Genomic DNA, 14,565 nt, shown 5'->3' on the forward strand with positions numbered 1-14,565 from the left:
CCGCCACCGGGGGGTACGTAGAGCAATGGTCTTCCCATGCCCTAGGGAGACGCAGAGGGAGACGAGGATCGCTCGCAGCCGAAAACGCTCTTCCCCGAAAACTGCATAGACGCGCCATTTCGACTTTCAGGTGGCACCCTTTTCTGGCAGCACCCCTTGCCACCGAACATTTGGGTGGCACCCTTTACTGGGCTCAGGGCGAGGGCCTGATTCGGTAGTGGGCGAAGGGTTGCCATTGGCCGTCTTGCCGCGACTCCAGGCGCAGATCGAGCGCCGCATTCGCCAGGGAATCGGAAGGGAGCAGAACGGTGAAATCTCCCCGCGGGCTCAAGGCGAGGTCGTTGACGGTAAAGAGAGCTCCGACGTCCGGGGCGGTTCCGACCAAGCGGTAGGTCGCGGTATCGAGATCGTCCCGGAGGCGATCCGCCGGCGGGATGAGGAGGATCAACATCGGACCCTCCGGTGGTACCTCGACGGCTGTGCCGCCGGCGTTTCGGACCCGGTCGTCGATGGCTATCAGCTCGACGACATGGATATCGCCCCGCGGTTTCTCGGGGACGAGGCGTGACCACAGCCAGCCCCCGCAGACGGCGAAAAGGGCGATGCTCGCCGCCACGGCGAAGACTCGCCAGCTCCTCGCGGAGCGGTCCTTGGGCCGGCGAGACGCCGGCGGAGGGTCCGGTAACGGCAAGGTCTCCGCCACGGCGCCGCTCGCCGCTTCGACGGCGTTGGCGCAGACCTCGCAGTCGGCGAGGTGGCGCTCCAGCAGGTCGCGCGGGAAGCCGGCAAGCTCGCGGCCTTCGGCGTAGTCGAGCAGTACTTCCGCCGGCGGGTGAGTGCCGGTGGCTGTCCAGACGAAGGCGGCGTCCCGCAATTCTCGGCGACAGTCTTCGCAGGTGCCGAGGTGGGCGAGCACCTCATGTTTTTCCCCTTCTTCGAGGCTCCCGTTGAGCAGGAAGGGGAGGTATTCGCTGGTGCTTTGGCAGTCCATGAAGTCAATCTCTGGCTCACTCGGACACCGAGTCGGTCCCGGCGAGGGGGTGAACAGCGAGGCCGTTCTTCCTTCGCACGGGACGGTCGGTGCCGATATTCATCCGTTACGGGTCCACTTGGCTTCGTTGGCCAGCAGTTTCTCCCGCGTCTCGACCGCCTGCCTGCGGCAGCGCAGCACCCGCACCCGCAGGGTGCCCGGCGCGACGCCGGTCCGCCGCGCCATCTCGGAGTAGCTCAAGCCCTCCCGAACCATCGCCCATAGCTTTCGGCAGGCCTGCGACAGGCTGTCGGCGACCCGCAGGGCCTGTTCGACGGATTGGCGCCGCTGGAGCGATTCCAGGGCGGACCGACCGTCCGTCGGGAACTGGAAGTCCGCCACGTCGACCCACTCGCGCCGCGAGCCGGCGCGCATGCGATCGATGCACTTGTAGTGCACCATGCGGCTGACGTAGGTCTCCAGTCGGCTGGCGAACCGAAACCCCTCGCTCGAAAGGTTGACCAGCAGGGAGGTGAGGATCTCCTGTTCGAGATCTTCGAGGTCGTTCACTAGGAAGCGCCGATAGCGACCGGCGGTGAGGCGGATCCAGCCGCGAATTCGCTGAACGCTGGATGGATCGCCCGCCAGCAGCCCTTCGATGATGAGGCGGTCCCGATCCGGTTCTCTGGCTTGCTCGAATGCCACGGAGGGGATGCTATTCCGGATTGCCGATCAAGACGAAGGGGGCCCAGTAGTACGGATGGGCGGATCTGGGCCGGTCCACCAGGTCGAGTTTGGCGGCGCGCAGGGCCTCCGCCTTCGACTCGCCGGCGAGGAGTCGTCCGTAGAGGCCGACCATCAGCTCCTGAGTGGCGCTGTCCGAGACCTCCCACAGGCTCGCCACGAGGGACGACGCCCCGGCAAATAGGAAGCCCCGCGCCAGGCTCATCACCCCTTCGCCGCTCTCTTGCCGTCCGGCGGCGCTCTGGCAGGCGGACAAGGTCACCAGATCGGCGGCGAAGCGGAGGTGGAGGATCTCCCGTAGCTGCAGCAGACCGTCGTGCTCCCGGTCCGGTACCAGGAGAAGGGCCGACTGGTTTGGCAACTCGGGGTCGACGTAGGCATGGGCAGCGAAGTGGAGGTAGCGAGCCTCCGCCGCCAGCTTCGAGCGGGCCACCGTCTCGGTGGCCTGGTCGCCGAGGAAAATGTGTCCCGCGATCTCGTCGTCCCCTTCGCTCTCTTTCTGGGCCAACAGGCGGGCGACGGTCTCGACCTCTTGGCGGGCGTAGGGCAGGGGGCCGAAGGAAGGCTTTTCGGAGCCACCGGCTCTTCGCGCCGGCAGGGCGGGCCGGGGCCGGTCGGCGAGGGAATCTCCCAGGGCGACCAGGTTGGGCGCTGTGTTGGGGCGAGGGCCGGCCCGCTGCAGACTGGCCAAGACGCCGGCGGATGGTGCATAGCTGATCCGATAGCGCTCGATGGCGAATCGGAGATCGGACCAAGTGTCCGTGGGTGCCGGCGCCTCGATCAACAGGGCCTCGAAGGGGATCTGGTGCAACCAGCCGTCGGGGCTGATGATCAGCGAATCACCATCCAGGTGCGACGCGAGCGGCGCAAGGAGCTCCCGCCAGAGGCGATAGGAGTCCTCCGCAAAGCGGGCGACGAAGCGCGAGGGCTGGCTCGAAGCCTGGGCGAGGGCGACAGCCTTGGCGGGGAGATCGGCGCTGGGCCGAAGGGTGTCGAGGGTGATGCCGTCGCTCTTCACTACGAAGACCAGCAGACGATCCTCGAGGAAGTGAAACGACACCAGGGTGCGGTTTCCCAGGGCGGCCTGGGCCTGGGGGAGATCGACCGGTCGGGCGTCGAGCAGCGCGGCCCTCCGGGGATCGCGCCGGTAGCGCTCCGCGGCGATCACCTCGAGATCGAGTTCCGACTTCGCGATCGCGGCGTCGAATTCGGACAGTGTCTTGGGGTCGGGTGTCGGCGAACCTTGCAGCAACTCGAACCGTTGTCTCGCCAGACTTTCCGCTCGTTCGAGGAGGCCGCGTTCGCGCTCGACGAGCTGGGGATCCATCTCGGCGGTGACGGCGTTGCGGGAGGCCTCCAGGAATTCTCTCAGCGACCGCGCCCGGGACCGCTCCGAGAGCAGGAAGGCGCGCTCGATCTGGTCGGGCGAAGGTCCGACGGTGCCGGTCGAGGGCGCTAGCTCCAGTTCCAGGGCGAGATCGTAGACCCGGCGGAGAAGCCGGGCGAAGGACGAGCGAAAACGATCCGTGGGCAGGCGCCTTCGGACATCCTCGGCGAGTTCGATGGCGCGATCGAGCTGAGTCCGGGCCGACGGGCGTTTCAGGCGCCAGAGCAGCTCCGCCGCCTGAATCCGTGAGGTCAACTCCAGCGGGGTGAGGCGGAGCTGCTCCGCTCGATCGGCGGCGGAAAGGTAGCTGGTCGCGGCTTCTTGCAGCAAGCCCGACGCCTCTTGCCAGCGCCCGAGAATCTCCGTGTCGCGGATGGCCCGCGGGAAATTTCCGATGTCTAGATGAGCCCTTCGCCCGCGGTCCAGAAAGGGTTTGGCCTCGGTCAGGCGCCCGCTGTCCATCAGCGCCAAGCCCATTCCTCGCCAAGCGGGAGCTTGGGCTTCGAGAGGCGCATTCTCCGCCTCGGCGACGGCGCGTCGGAAGACCGTCTCGGCTTCGGCCGGTCGGTCGAGCGCCAAAAGCGTTTCCCCATAGTTGACCAGCGCGCCCAGAAGGTCTTCGATCTGGCCGTGGTTTTCGACGAACGCGATGTTCTCTCGATGCTTCGCGACCAGCCCTTTCTCCTCACCGAGGGCGCGCAGTGCGGTCACTTGATTTTCGAGGGCGAGAATGGCGTTGCGCGGGTCGCCCCGGTTCCGGTAGCCACGGTGAGCGGCGGCGTAGGCTTCGATGGCTTTCACCAGGTCACCCCGGTTCAGGTAGGCGGATCCGACGTTCATGTGCAGGGCGCTGCGGTCCCACGGGGCGTCGAGGCGTTCGGTGAGCGGTAGGCCTTCCTCGAACAGTTCGATCGATCGCCGGTGATCTCCTTTCTGATTGAGGTCGTAGACCAGCAGCCGAAGGGTCGACATGCGGCAGGGTAGCTCGCTTTCAGCGGAGAAGTTGGCGAGGATGTACTCCTCGGCGGCGAGGGCCTCATCGACACTGCGGGCGTAGACCGCTTCGGCCCAGGTCAGCCGGGCGCGGCACTCCGGCCAGGAATGGCCGGATGCCTGGGCGATGGCGATCGCCTCTTCCAGGGGTTTCAGAGCGTCCAGCGGTCGTCCGAGTTGAATCAGCAGGTCGCCTACTCGCTTGAGGGCGAAGGCCTGGCGTGCCGGGAGATCGAGGGCCGCGAACCGACGAGCGGCGCCCCGCGCTCGGCTCACCCATTCGTCGTCCACCAGGCCGAGGCCGCGCTGGGCGCGGGTGAAGCGGGTGGAATGGTAGGCCCTTTCGGCCTCGAAGCGCAGCCGGTCTCGGCTGGTGGCCCGGCCGCGCCGCTCCACCCGCAGCCGTACCGACCCGGCGCGGGTACTCACCGAACGGACCACGAGGCGGTAGTTCGTCGGGCGCGAAGGTAGGGCGAAGAGGAACTCCTCGCCCCAGGCCCACGGCCGGAGGTTGGCGCGCCAGATCGAAGTCTCGTCCTCGGTCGTTCCGGTCTCGAAGAGCTCGAGCTCGACGTTGATGGTGTCCTGCGCCACGACGACGTGCAGTAGTTCGCCCGCCGCCAGCGGCGCAGAGAAGGTGCGTTCTTCGCCGACGGCGAGTTCTAGGCTCACCTCGGCACCCTTCGGCGGCAGGGGTTCCTGCGCCGCGAACGAACTCGCCGCCACCCACAGCCCGAGCAGGACTGCGCCGCATCGCGGGACGAGGCTGCGCAACCGCCGAGAAGGGCGTACTGCGGTCCCGCGAGAGCCGAGACTGGGATGTCGGAGGGGGAGAATCATCTGGGGGGTGGTCGTAGGGGTCCAGGCGAGTATAGGTGTAACGCCCGTTCGACCCGAGCGACGGTCGGGGAAAGCACCGCCGGCCGCTTGCGGCCAGATTCGCTTTCAATTCTCTCCCGGAGCATGCCATGCCTTTACTTCTTCGACCCTTCGGTTGGTTCCTGGTCGGCCTGTCGGCGGCGATCTTTGGCGGCGCCGCCGAGGCCGCGATCTGGCGCGTCGGTACCGGCGCCGGATGCGACACCTCTTCCGTGCAGCATGCGGTCAATCTGGCGAATGCCCCCGGTGAGCACGAGATCCGCCTGACGAAGAACGAAATCCAGTTTGAGGATGTCAGCGTCGGCAATTCCATCAACTCGGCCCGGTTGGTCATCAGCGGCGGCTGGAATCGTTGCGCCAGCACCGCTCCATCGAGCGAGAAGACGGGTATCGCGGGTCTCGCCAACGGAAATAGCTGGGGCCCCTTCCAGATCGTCAGGGACGGCCCGGAGGCTCCGCGGCGGCAGGTGATTCTTCGCAATCTGTTCATCCTCGGCGAATGGTCCACCCTCGATCCGGGAGCCGAGTTGAAGCGCGACGCCTTGAGGGTGCGCGGCGGCTGGGTCGAGTTGGAAAACACCCTCGTCCACCACGGCGCTCCGGGAATCCACGTGTTCGACGGAGCGGATGTCCGGATCGACGAGAACTCCGCCGTATCTGAGAATTTCGCACCGGACACCTCCGAGCTGCTTGGCGGCGGCATCTCCTGCGGCCGGCGCATCGACTCGACGAGCGGTCAAAACACCATGGTGCGTGTTCGCGGTCGCGTGCAGCTCAACCGGGCGGTGAACGGCGCCGGCATTCTTGCCCGCCACGGCTGCACCATCAGCCTGGAGCCCGGGGCCTTCGTGCACAGTAACGAAGCCAGCGGCAGCGGCGGTGGCATTTACCTGGAGACCGGTGCGGATCTCTTTGCCGGCGGCGATGCCGATTCGCCGGTGAGAGTCCAAGGCAATCTCGCTGACTATGGAGGAGGTCTCTACCTTCGAAGCAGTGGTACCCGGGCGCAAGCCTCGAACATCGAGATCAACGACAACGAGGCCCTGTTCGGCGGCGGCGGCGTGTTGGTGAATCAGAACGCCGTGCTGCAGCTCAATCGGTCGAGTTCCGTGAGCTGCCCGAACGCTCCCTACTGCAACACCTTGGTCGGCAATCGCTGCAACGGACTCAACGGCAGTGCTTTATTCGTCGCCCCCAACGGTCGCGCTGAGATCTCCCGCGCCTTCGTGAATGAAAATGTCGGTTCGAGTTCACCGGGACCGGTGATCCGGGTGGAGGGTACCTTTTCCCATCTGCGGCTCGAAGGAGTCGCTTTTTGGAACAATCGCGCTGTCGCGCTGCTGGAAGCTTCCGACGGCGCCATGGTGGAGGCGGGATTCGTCACCGCGGCGCGCAATGCTTGGCTGGTCAACGGAAGCGGCGATCCGATTCTCCAAAGCTGGGTGGCGAGTACTTCGAGCGGTGCGATGATCGACCTGCAGGCGAGCATCCTCGACGATACCCGAGGTTCCGCCGGCTCCGGAAACATCGGCCGATGCCTGCTGATGGACGACGCCACCAACATGGTGGCGGGCAACTCCATCGTCGGCCAGGACCCACGGTTCGTCAGCCCCGCAAGCGGCAACCTGCATCTGCAGTCGACCTCCCCTGCGATCGATTTTTGCGACGCCCACTTCTTCCCCATCTGGACGGACATCGACCTTCAGGCGCGGGGGTACGATAGTGCCGGCAATATCAACGGCATCGGCACCCTGGATCTCGGCTTCGATGAGTACATCGGGGACGTCGGCGGCGCCCGAGAAATCTTCGACGACGGCTTCGAAAGCGGTAACACCGCCGCCTGGTCGGCGGCGGTGGACTAGCCCACCTTTCTTACTCGCGGATCTCTTGCACCTCCAGCGAACTCAGAGCCCTAATCGATGGGAGAGAGCAGCTTGACGTCGGTCACCAGGTGGCGAACGCCGTGGGCCTCGTGTTCGTTGAAGGCGTTGTCTTTGCACCAGCGATGCAGGCTGTGGATGTCGAGGCGGGCGCACTCCGGTCGGACGCTCCAAGAGACCTGAAGATTGGAGCAGCTACCGTCGTTGTACTTCGGGCCGGTGGTGGAGCCGAGGAATTTCACCGGCTCTCCGGTGTCCCCGGGCAAGGTCTTCGCCTGGTGATAGCCGTTGACAACGTTGCCGCCGTAGGCGAATTCGGCGAAGTCGAGGGCTGCCGGATCGTTGACCAGCAGGAAGACCTGGGCCTCTACCCGTAGACCGGGGTTGGCGCAGTTGTCCGGTGACAGGCAGGCGCCGAGGGTCGGCCCCGGGGTAATGTCGCAGGAGGTGTGGACCCAATGCACTTCGATGGTGTCGCCGGCTTCGATGAGCTTACAGTCGTCCGCGGCGGCGGGTTGCAGAAGCTCCGCCGGCAGTGCCTCGCTGTCGTTGCAGCGGAACCCGCCTCCGACTCCCGGATGTTCCGAATGTCCGTGCCCTGGATTGGCGGCGACCGAATAGGCCCTGGCCTTGTGCTCAGCGTGCTTGTGGAAGTGGATGTTGCAGAGATTCATCTGTGTGGACTCCGGCGCGAATCCGAAAACGCGAGGATTCTCACCGGCCTTCTGGTCGATGTCGCGCGGGGTTTGCGGGCCGAATCCCTGACAGACATCCTCCGCGCTCGTCGGCATAGCCAGCAGGGCGGCGGTCAGAACTCCAGTGGCGATTCTTCCCATCGGGCGCAGCTTTTTCATTCTTCTTCCTCTCCAGGACGGATACCTCAAACCTTGATTCGACGGCGAGTGGTTGAGGCCCCCGCGCGCCGCCTCGGCGTGGGGCGAGTATGTGATGGCGAATTCTTTCGGTCAAGCAAGTTCTGCGGTGCCCTTGACGACCGTACCGACTGTGCGATTCGATAGGTCGAACCCAGTTTAATGGCAGGAGAGATTCGATGATTCCGGTGAAGCCCGATCTGGCCGCAGGCGCCCACATTCCGTCCCTCGACGAGTACCGCCGCATCTACCGGGAGTCGTTGGAGGATCCCGAGTCCTTCTGGCGTCATCAGGGGGAGCGGTTGAGCTGGTTCCAGGAGCCGGAGACGGTGGGCGAGTGGGACTACCGGGAGGTGGATATCTCCTGGTACGCCGGCGGCCAGCTCAACGCCAGCTTCAACTGCGTGGATCGCCATGCGGCGGCGACACCGGACAAGACGGCGATCATCTGGGCGAAGGACGAAGCCGGCGAGTACGAGCGCATCTCCTACCGGCAGCTCCGCCGTGAGGTGTGCCGGGTGGCCAATGTGTTGAAAGCCCACGGGGTGCGACGCGGCGACCGGGTGTGCATCTACCTGCCGATGATCCCGGAACTGGCTTTCACCATGCTCGCCTGCGCCCGCATCGGCGCCGTGCATTCCATCGTCTTCGCCGGTTTCTCGGCGGATGCTCTTCGCGACCGTATCGAGGACGCCGAGTGTCGGGTGGTAGTGACCGCCAATCAGGGGTTGCGCGGCGGCAAGACCATTCCCTTGAAGGAGACGACGGACGCCGCCGTCGAGGGTCTGGAGATCGATGCGGTGCTGGTGGCCCGCCGGACGGATCATCCGTCGGAGATGGTGGACGGCCGGGATTTCTGGCTGGACGACGAGGTGGCCCGGCAGCGGCCGGTGTGCCCGGCCGAGTGGATGGATGCGGAGGATCCACTGTTCATCCTCTACACCTCCGGTTCGACGGGCAAGCCCAAAGGGGTGATGCACACCACCGCCGGCTATCTGGTGTACACCTCCTTGACCCATCAGATGGTGTTCGATGTCCACGCTGACGACGTCTACGCCTGCGTGGCGGACATCGGCTGGATCACTGGCCACAGCTACATTGTCTATGGCCCCTTGACCAACGGCGCGACAACGGTGATGTTCGAGTCCACGCCGCTGTATCCGGATCCCGGCCGCTATTGGCGACTGGTGGACGATCTCGGGGTGACGGTGTTCTACACCGCGCCGACGGCAATCCGCGCCATCGCCCGGGAGGGCGACTCCTGGGTGACCGAGTATCGGCGCGATTCCCTGCGGGTGCTGGGCACCGTCGGCGAGCCGATCAATCCGGAGGTGTGGGATTGGTACCACAACGTGGTCGGGAACGGCCGCTCGGCGGTGGTGGACACCTGGTGGCAGACGGAGACCGGCGGTATCCTGATCACCCCGTTGCCCGGCGCCACGCCTACCAAACCGGGCTCGGCGACGCTGCCGCTCTTCGGTATCGAGCCGGTGCTGATGGACGACGACGGCCAAGTGATCGAGGGCAATGACGTGCGCGGCAACCTTTGCATGGCGCGCTCCTGGCCGGGCCAGGCGCGCACTCTGTGGGGCGACCACCAGCGCTTCCGGGAGACCTACTTCAGTCAGTATCCGGGCTACTACTTCACCGGCGACGGCTGCCACCGGGACGCCGACGGCTACTACTGGATCACCGGCCGGGTGGACGATGTGCTGAACGTCAGCGGTCACCGCCTGGGCACCGCCGAGGTGGAGAGCGCGCTGGTGGCCCACGATGCGGTGGCCGAAGCGGCGGTGGTGGGTTACCCGCATGAGATCAAGGGCACCGGCATCTTCGCCTACGTGCTGGTCACACCGGACTTTGCAGACAGCGACGCCGAGGAACTGGTCGGCTTGCTCAAGGAGCAGGTGCGCCAGGCGATCGGCCCGATCGCTCGGCCGGATCGCATCCAGATCGCTCCGGGCCTGCCGAAGACCCGTTCCGGCAAGATCATGCGCCGCATCCTGCGCAACATCGCCGCCGGCGAGTACGACGACCTGGGGGACATCTCCACCCTGGCCGATCCGGCGGTGGTGGAGAAGCTGGTGGCGGCCCATCGGGAGCGTTAGGGGTTGATGAGCGCCGAGCGAAGCCAGGCTCTCTACAGAATCCTCTCCAGCGCCCTCGACCTCGACGACGACGACCGTCGAGCGTTTCTCGACCGGGCCTGCGGCGGCGATGAAGCCTTACGCCGCCGGGTCGACGACCTGCTGAATCTCGAAACCTCCAACGCCCCGGCGACGCAGCGCCACGGCCTGCCGCTCCATCGGGCCTGGGACCCCTCGTCGCCGGCGCATCAGCCACCGGCCGACGGCGAGGCCCTCGCTCCAGAGATCTCGCTGCCGGAGCGTCTCGGCCCCTATCGCATTCTCGACCTCCTGGGCCGCGGTGGAATGGGCGCCGTCTACCTGGCGGAGCAAGAGGAGCCGGTGCGGCGGCGGGTGGCCCTCAAGGTGGTGGCGGCTGCGCTCCTCGACCCGCAGGGGCGCATGCGTTTCCAGGCGGAGCGTCAGGCCCTCGCTCGCTTGACCCACCCCAACATCGCCCAGATGTACGACGCTGGCAGTACCGACGACGGCACGCCGTACTTCGCCATGGAACTGGTCGAAGGGGTGTCGATCACTGAGTTCTGTGACCGCGAGCGCCTCGACATTCGGCGTCGATTGGAGCTCTTCCGGACTCTCTGCGAAGGTGTCGCTTACGCCCACCAGAAAGGCCTCCTGCATCGCGACCTCAAGCCTTCGAACGTTCTGGTGACCGACCACGACGGGCAACCGCTGGTCAAGATCATCGACTTCGGCATCGCCAAGGCTCTCGATCAGCCGCTGGTCGACGGCACTCTCCTCACCCGCGCGAAGGTGCTCGGAACGCCGGCCTATATGAGCCCCGAAGCGGTGCGCGATGGCACCCAGGTCGATACCCGGAGCGACGTCTACGCCCTGGGGGTGATGCTCTATGAGCTGCTCGTGGGCGTGCGCCCGATCGGCAAGAGATCGGACGATCCGCTCAAGATACTGGGTCGCATCGCCGAAGAGGTGCCGAAACGCCCGAGCACCCGCTGGCGCTCCCTGGACGATGACTCCCAGGAGGGCTCGGCAGAGCATCGCAGCCTGCCGCCGCAGTCCGTCTCCCGAGCCCTCGACGGCGATCTCGACTGGATCGTCATGAAGGCCATCGACAAGGAGCCGGAGCGGCGCTACGGCTCGGCCAGCGAGCTGGCTGCGGACATCGAGCGCCATCTGAGCGATGAGCCGATCGAGGCCCGGCCGCCAACCCTGGCCTACCGTGCCGGCCGGTTCGCTCGCCGACACCGGCTGGCCGTCGGCGCCGCGGCCCTGCTGTTGCTGGCCCTGTTGGCCGGCATCGCCGGCACCGGCGTCGGTTTGATCCAGGCGCGCAACGAAGCCGAGGCCGCCCGCCAGGCCTTGGCCGAGACTCGGGCCGTGTCGAATTACATGGTGGAGCTGTTTCGGCTGGCGGCGCCGGACCGCTCCGGGGGCGAGCAGGTGACCGCCCGCGATCTCCTTTCCCACGGCAGTGACCTGGCCGACGAACGCTTTGCGGACAAGCCCCTTGCCCGTTCGCGCTTCCTCCACAGCATCGCTTCGAGCTATCAGAATCTTGGGCTCTACGAACCTGCCGAGGAACACTTCCGCCGCGCCCTTGCGATCCTCGAAGACCTCAAAGCAGAGCATCCGGACAACTGGATGGCGGCTCAGGCCGGCCTGGCGTGGACCCGCAACCAGCAGGGCGACTACGATGACGCGAGCTCGCTCTATGCCGCGGCCCTGGCGTTCGCCGATCGTCATCCCGCGGCTTCGCCGGTGTATCGGGGAGAGGTCCTGCAAGGGTCCGGCTACGTGGCGATCGAGGAGGGGCGCTTCGAGGATGCCCAGGACCAGCTCTCCGAGGCGGCGCGGCTCTATCGCGCCGCCGGCGCGGACCACCGGGCATCGTTGGCTCAGGTGCTGGACAAGTTGGGGGTGGTGGCCGGCAAGCGAGGCGACAGCGACGAGGCGGCGCGGCTGCACAAGGAGGCCTTGGCAGAAGTCGAAGCGATCCACGGTTCCCGACATCCGGCGGTAGCGACGGCGTGGATCAACCTGTCGACGGCGCTGGGCGCGCTGGGCCGTATCGAGGAGGCCTTGGCGGCGGCGGAACGCTCCCTCGAAGTCCGCCGGCAGCTCTACGGTGCCGACCATGAAGACGTCGCGAGATCCCTCACCAACGTCGGCGCCCTGCAGAGTATGCTCGGCGAGAACGCCGAGGCCGACCGCCACTACCAGGAGGCCCTCGCCATCAACAGCCGCCTGCTCGGTGCCGATCACCCGAGCCTGGCGGCGCTCTACAACAATCTCGCTGTCAACGCCTACGGGCAAGGCGACTACGAGGCGACGAGGCAGTACATGGAACGCGCTCTGGAGGTCCGGCTCACCTCCCTCGGTCCGGACCACCCGGATGTCGCCAAGGTGCGGACCAACCTCGGCATGGTGCTGTTGGAGGCGGGGCAGGAGCAAGCGGCCGAAGAGCAGCTCACGGCGGCGCAAGGGGTGCTCGAGGAACGCCTCGGCCGGGAGCACGACCGCACCGCCTTGAACCTGGAGTACCTGGGTGTGCTCTACCGCGCGACAGATCGCGTGGCGCGCGCGGTGGAAGTGCTCGAGCGCGCCCACGAGATCCGGCGGAAGAGCCTGGCCGAAGACCATCCCTGGCTGGCCGACGTGCGCGACCCGCTCGGCATGGCGTACCTGGAGGTGGGAGACCTAGAGCGGGCGGAAGAACTCATCCGCCAGGCGCTGGATGCTCGCTGGCAGGCCTTCGGGGAAGATCATCCGCTGCGCGCCAACAGCCTGGAGAGTTTGGCTTCCTTCCACCTGGCGAAGGGCGAACCGGAGGTGGCCGAAGAGTTGCTGCGCCAGGCACTGGAATTGCGCCAGCGGGTACAGGGTGAGGATCACCCGGAGCTGATCGGAACGCTCGGAAGCCTCGGTGCCGTGGAAGAGAGTGTCGGCAATATCGCCGAGGCGGAAGCCCGCTACCGAAGCGCCCTCGACATCGCCGACCAGCGCCCCGTTTCCGCGCTCGCTCTGCGGCCGGTGGTCGCGCGTTTGGCGGTTTTGTTGGAGGCCGAGGGGCGGGGCGGCGAGGCGCGGGCCTTGCGGGCGAAATACCAGGGGTAGGGCGGTACTTCAATCGAAGTGTTTGGAAGCCTGCCACACCGTCTCCACCGGTACCTGAAGCCGGCGGGCGAGGTAAACCGGGCGCCCGTCTTCGTAGGGCATGCAGTAGCCGCAGTCCGTATGGGCGACCCGCTCGACCTGGCCGAAGACCGCTGCCAGGTCATCGAATTCACCACCGATCTGGATCACCGTGAGTTCCGTGGGGTCGAATTCTGCCAACGTCTCCAGTCCCCATAGCCAGTAGCTGTTGTGGGCACAGGCGACCGGCGCCAGTTCCCGCTGGCGGCCCAGCCGTTCGATGGCGCCGGCCACGCCGTAGTCCGGTGCGGCGATGACGGTGCGGGCGCGCTCGTCCGCCGGCAGGCTGTCGTAGACGGTGGCGGCGGTGGCGGCGATCTCGTCCCAGCCGTGCATGTCGGCGTAGAACTGGGGGAGCGCGCCGAGTTCCTTGCGTTCCGAAGTGGAGGGCTCGGCGCCCAGGGTCTTCGCCCACTCGATGTAGGAGTCCACCGGCAGGATCGGAATGGCCAGCGGCGCGATCGCCGCCGCGCCCACCAGAAGCAGCGCGGCCACCGCCGGACGCAGGGTCCAGCGCGCCCAGCGCGCCTGGGTGAGCCCTTCGAAGCCGGTGGCGCCGGCGGCGAAGAGCCAGCCATAGGCCGGTGCCAGGTAGTTGGGCCGGCTGGTGCCGCTGGCGGCGAGTAGCGCGAAGACGACCAAGTAGGCCCACCCCAAGGATCGGAAGGATTGGCCGCGGTGGGCGAAGAAAAGCCACAGGAGACCGCCGAGCCACAGCGGCGCCGTCAGCGGGTTCATCATGTCGATCTGGGAACGGAAAAACTCGAAGAGCGATCGGCTCACCATTTTGTGACCGGTGGCGTTGTCGATGAATTCTAGGGTCGGCCAGTCGTGGGCCACCTGCCAGATGAGGTGGGGAGCAAAGAGCACCGCCGCCAGCAGTCCCCCGATCCAGGGCCAGCGAGTGGCGAGGTCCCGCCGCCGAGGAGTCGCCACAACACCCGCCAGCAGGCCGGCGCCGAGCCACAGCACGCTGATCTTGTTCTGTAGACCCAGGCCGAGGAGAAGTCCCAGCAGCAGCCAGGTGTGCCGGGCGCCGAGGTCGTCGCGGTAGGCCCAGGTCAGCGCCGCCAGCGACCAAAAGAGGAGGTCGAAGGCGTTCATCGAGTAGAAGTGCTGCAGGCTCAGCAGCACCGGAGCCCAGCCGACGGCGAGCATGGCGAGGATCTGGGCGAAGGTTCGACCGCCCATCTTGCGCACCAGCAGGCCGGTGGCGAGGACCGTCGCGGCGCCGAGCAGCGCCGGCACCGCCCGCATGGCGAACAGCGAATCGCCGGCCACCAGGCGCACCAGCCACAGCGCGGCGATGGATAGCGGTGGATGGTCCACGTAGCCGAAGGCCAAGCGCTCGGCGCAGGCCATGTAGTACAGCTCATCCCGGAAGATGCCGTAGCCGGCGAAGAGGACCAGATGAAACAGCAGCTTGGCGGCGGGAACCACCACTAGCGGCCAGCGCGCCGCCGGCCGAATCCCTAGCGGGGCCAAGGTTGAGGAAAGACTGCGAGAGTCCATGGTGAAACCTGATGAGGCAGCGGGCCGAGAG

8 protein-coding genes are annotated in these 14,565 nt (G+C 66.6%); 3 read left to right on the forward strand and 5 right to left on the reverse strand.

Translation table 11 applies throughout. The features are described from left to right. Positions 1–193: 193 nt before the first annotated feature. The 3 genes from AAF481_02440 to AAF481_02450 form a co-directional block, all read right to left on the reverse strand. A complete protein-coding gene (locus AAF481_02440) occupies positions 194–991 on the reverse strand; it encodes a zf-HC2 domain-containing protein (protein ID MEM7480007.1) in 798 nt (265 codons plus the stop codon). Positions 992–1,090: 99 nt separating this feature from the next. After that, positions 1,091–1,675 (reverse strand): hypothetical protein, encoded by a 585-nt coding sequence (locus AAF481_02445; protein MEM7480008.1) that lies wholly within the window; start codon positions 1,673–1,675, stop codon positions 1,091–1,093. 10 nt (positions 1,676–1,685) lie between these two features. Continuing rightward, positions 1,686–4,766 carry a CHAT domain-containing tetratricopeptide repeat protein gene (locus AAF481_02450; protein MEM7480009.1) on the reverse strand — a complete coding sequence of 1,027 codons (3,081 nt, stop codon included), beginning with the start codon at positions 4,764–4,766 and terminating at the stop codon, positions 1,686–1,688. Between the two features lie 296 nt (positions 4,767–5,062). Between AAF481_02450 and AAF481_02455 the strand changes: the two genes are divergently transcribed. Beyond that, positions 5,063–6,835 carry a hypothetical protein gene (locus AAF481_02455; protein ID MEM7480010.1) on the forward strand — a complete coding sequence of 591 codons (1,773 nt, stop codon included), beginning with the start codon at positions 5,063–5,065 and terminating at the stop codon, positions 6,833–6,835. 50 nt (positions 6,836–6,885) lie between these two features. Here AAF481_02455 and AAF481_02460 read toward each other — a convergent pair whose 3' ends face one another. Beyond that, positions 6,886–7,644: a delta-class carbonic anhydrase gene (locus AAF481_02460; GenBank protein MEM7480011.1), complete on the reverse strand. Its 759-nt coding sequence runs from the start codon at positions 7,642–7,644 to the stop codon at positions 6,886–6,888. A 260-nt stretch (positions 7,645–7,904) separates the two neighbouring features. Here AAF481_02460 and acs point away from each other — a divergent pair, with 260 nt between their 5' ends. Further along, positions 7,905–9,833 carry an acetate--CoA ligase gene (gene acs / locus AAF481_02465; GenBank protein MEM7480012.1) on the forward strand — a complete coding sequence of 643 codons (1,929 nt, stop codon included), beginning with the start codon at positions 7,905–7,907 and terminating at the stop codon, positions 9,831–9,833. Between the two features lie 6 nt (positions 9,834–9,839). Continuing rightward, entirely contained in the window at positions 9,840–12,944 is a 3,105-nt protein-coding gene (locus AAF481_02470; GenBank protein MEM7480013.1) for a tetratricopeptide repeat protein, read from the forward strand. 9 nt (positions 12,945–12,953) lie between these two features. Here AAF481_02470 and AAF481_02475 read toward each other — a convergent pair whose 3' ends face one another. Then, on the reverse strand, positions 12,954–14,507 hold the full coding sequence (locus AAF481_02475) for a glycosyltransferase family 39 protein (protein MEM7480014.1): 1,554 nt from the start codon (positions 14,505–14,507) through the stop codon (positions 12,954–12,956). Positions 14,508–14,565 lie beyond the last annotated feature (58 nt).

It is taken from the genome of Acidobacteriota bacterium (assembly GCA_039030395.1).
Taxonomy (GTDB): Bacteria; Acidobacteriota; Thermoanaerobaculia; order Multivoradales; family JBCCEF01; genus JBCCEF01.

What these genes read in the sequence shown, in the direction of transcription:
- AAF481_02440 (MEM7480007.1), bottom strand. Translation starts at nt 991, where the DNA reads ATGGACTGCCAAAGCACCAGCGAATACCTCCCCTTCCTGCTCAACGGG.
- AAF481_02455 (MEM7480010.1), top strand. Translation starts at nt 5,063, where the DNA reads ATGCCTTTACTTCTTCGACCCTTCGGTTGGTTCCTGGTCGGCCTGTCG.
- AAF481_02460 (MEM7480011.1), bottom strand. Translation starts at nt 7,644, where the DNA reads ATGCCGACGAGCGCGGAGGATGTCTGTCAGGGATTCGGCCCGCAAACC.
- acs (MEM7480012.1), top strand. Translation starts at nt 7,905, where the DNA reads ATGATTCCGGTGAAGCCCGATCTGGCCGCAGGCGCCCACATTCCGTCC.
- AAF481_02470 (MEM7480013.1), top strand. Translation starts at nt 9,840, where the DNA reads ATGAGCGCCGAGCGAAGCCAGGCTCTCTACAGAATCCTCTCCAGCGCC.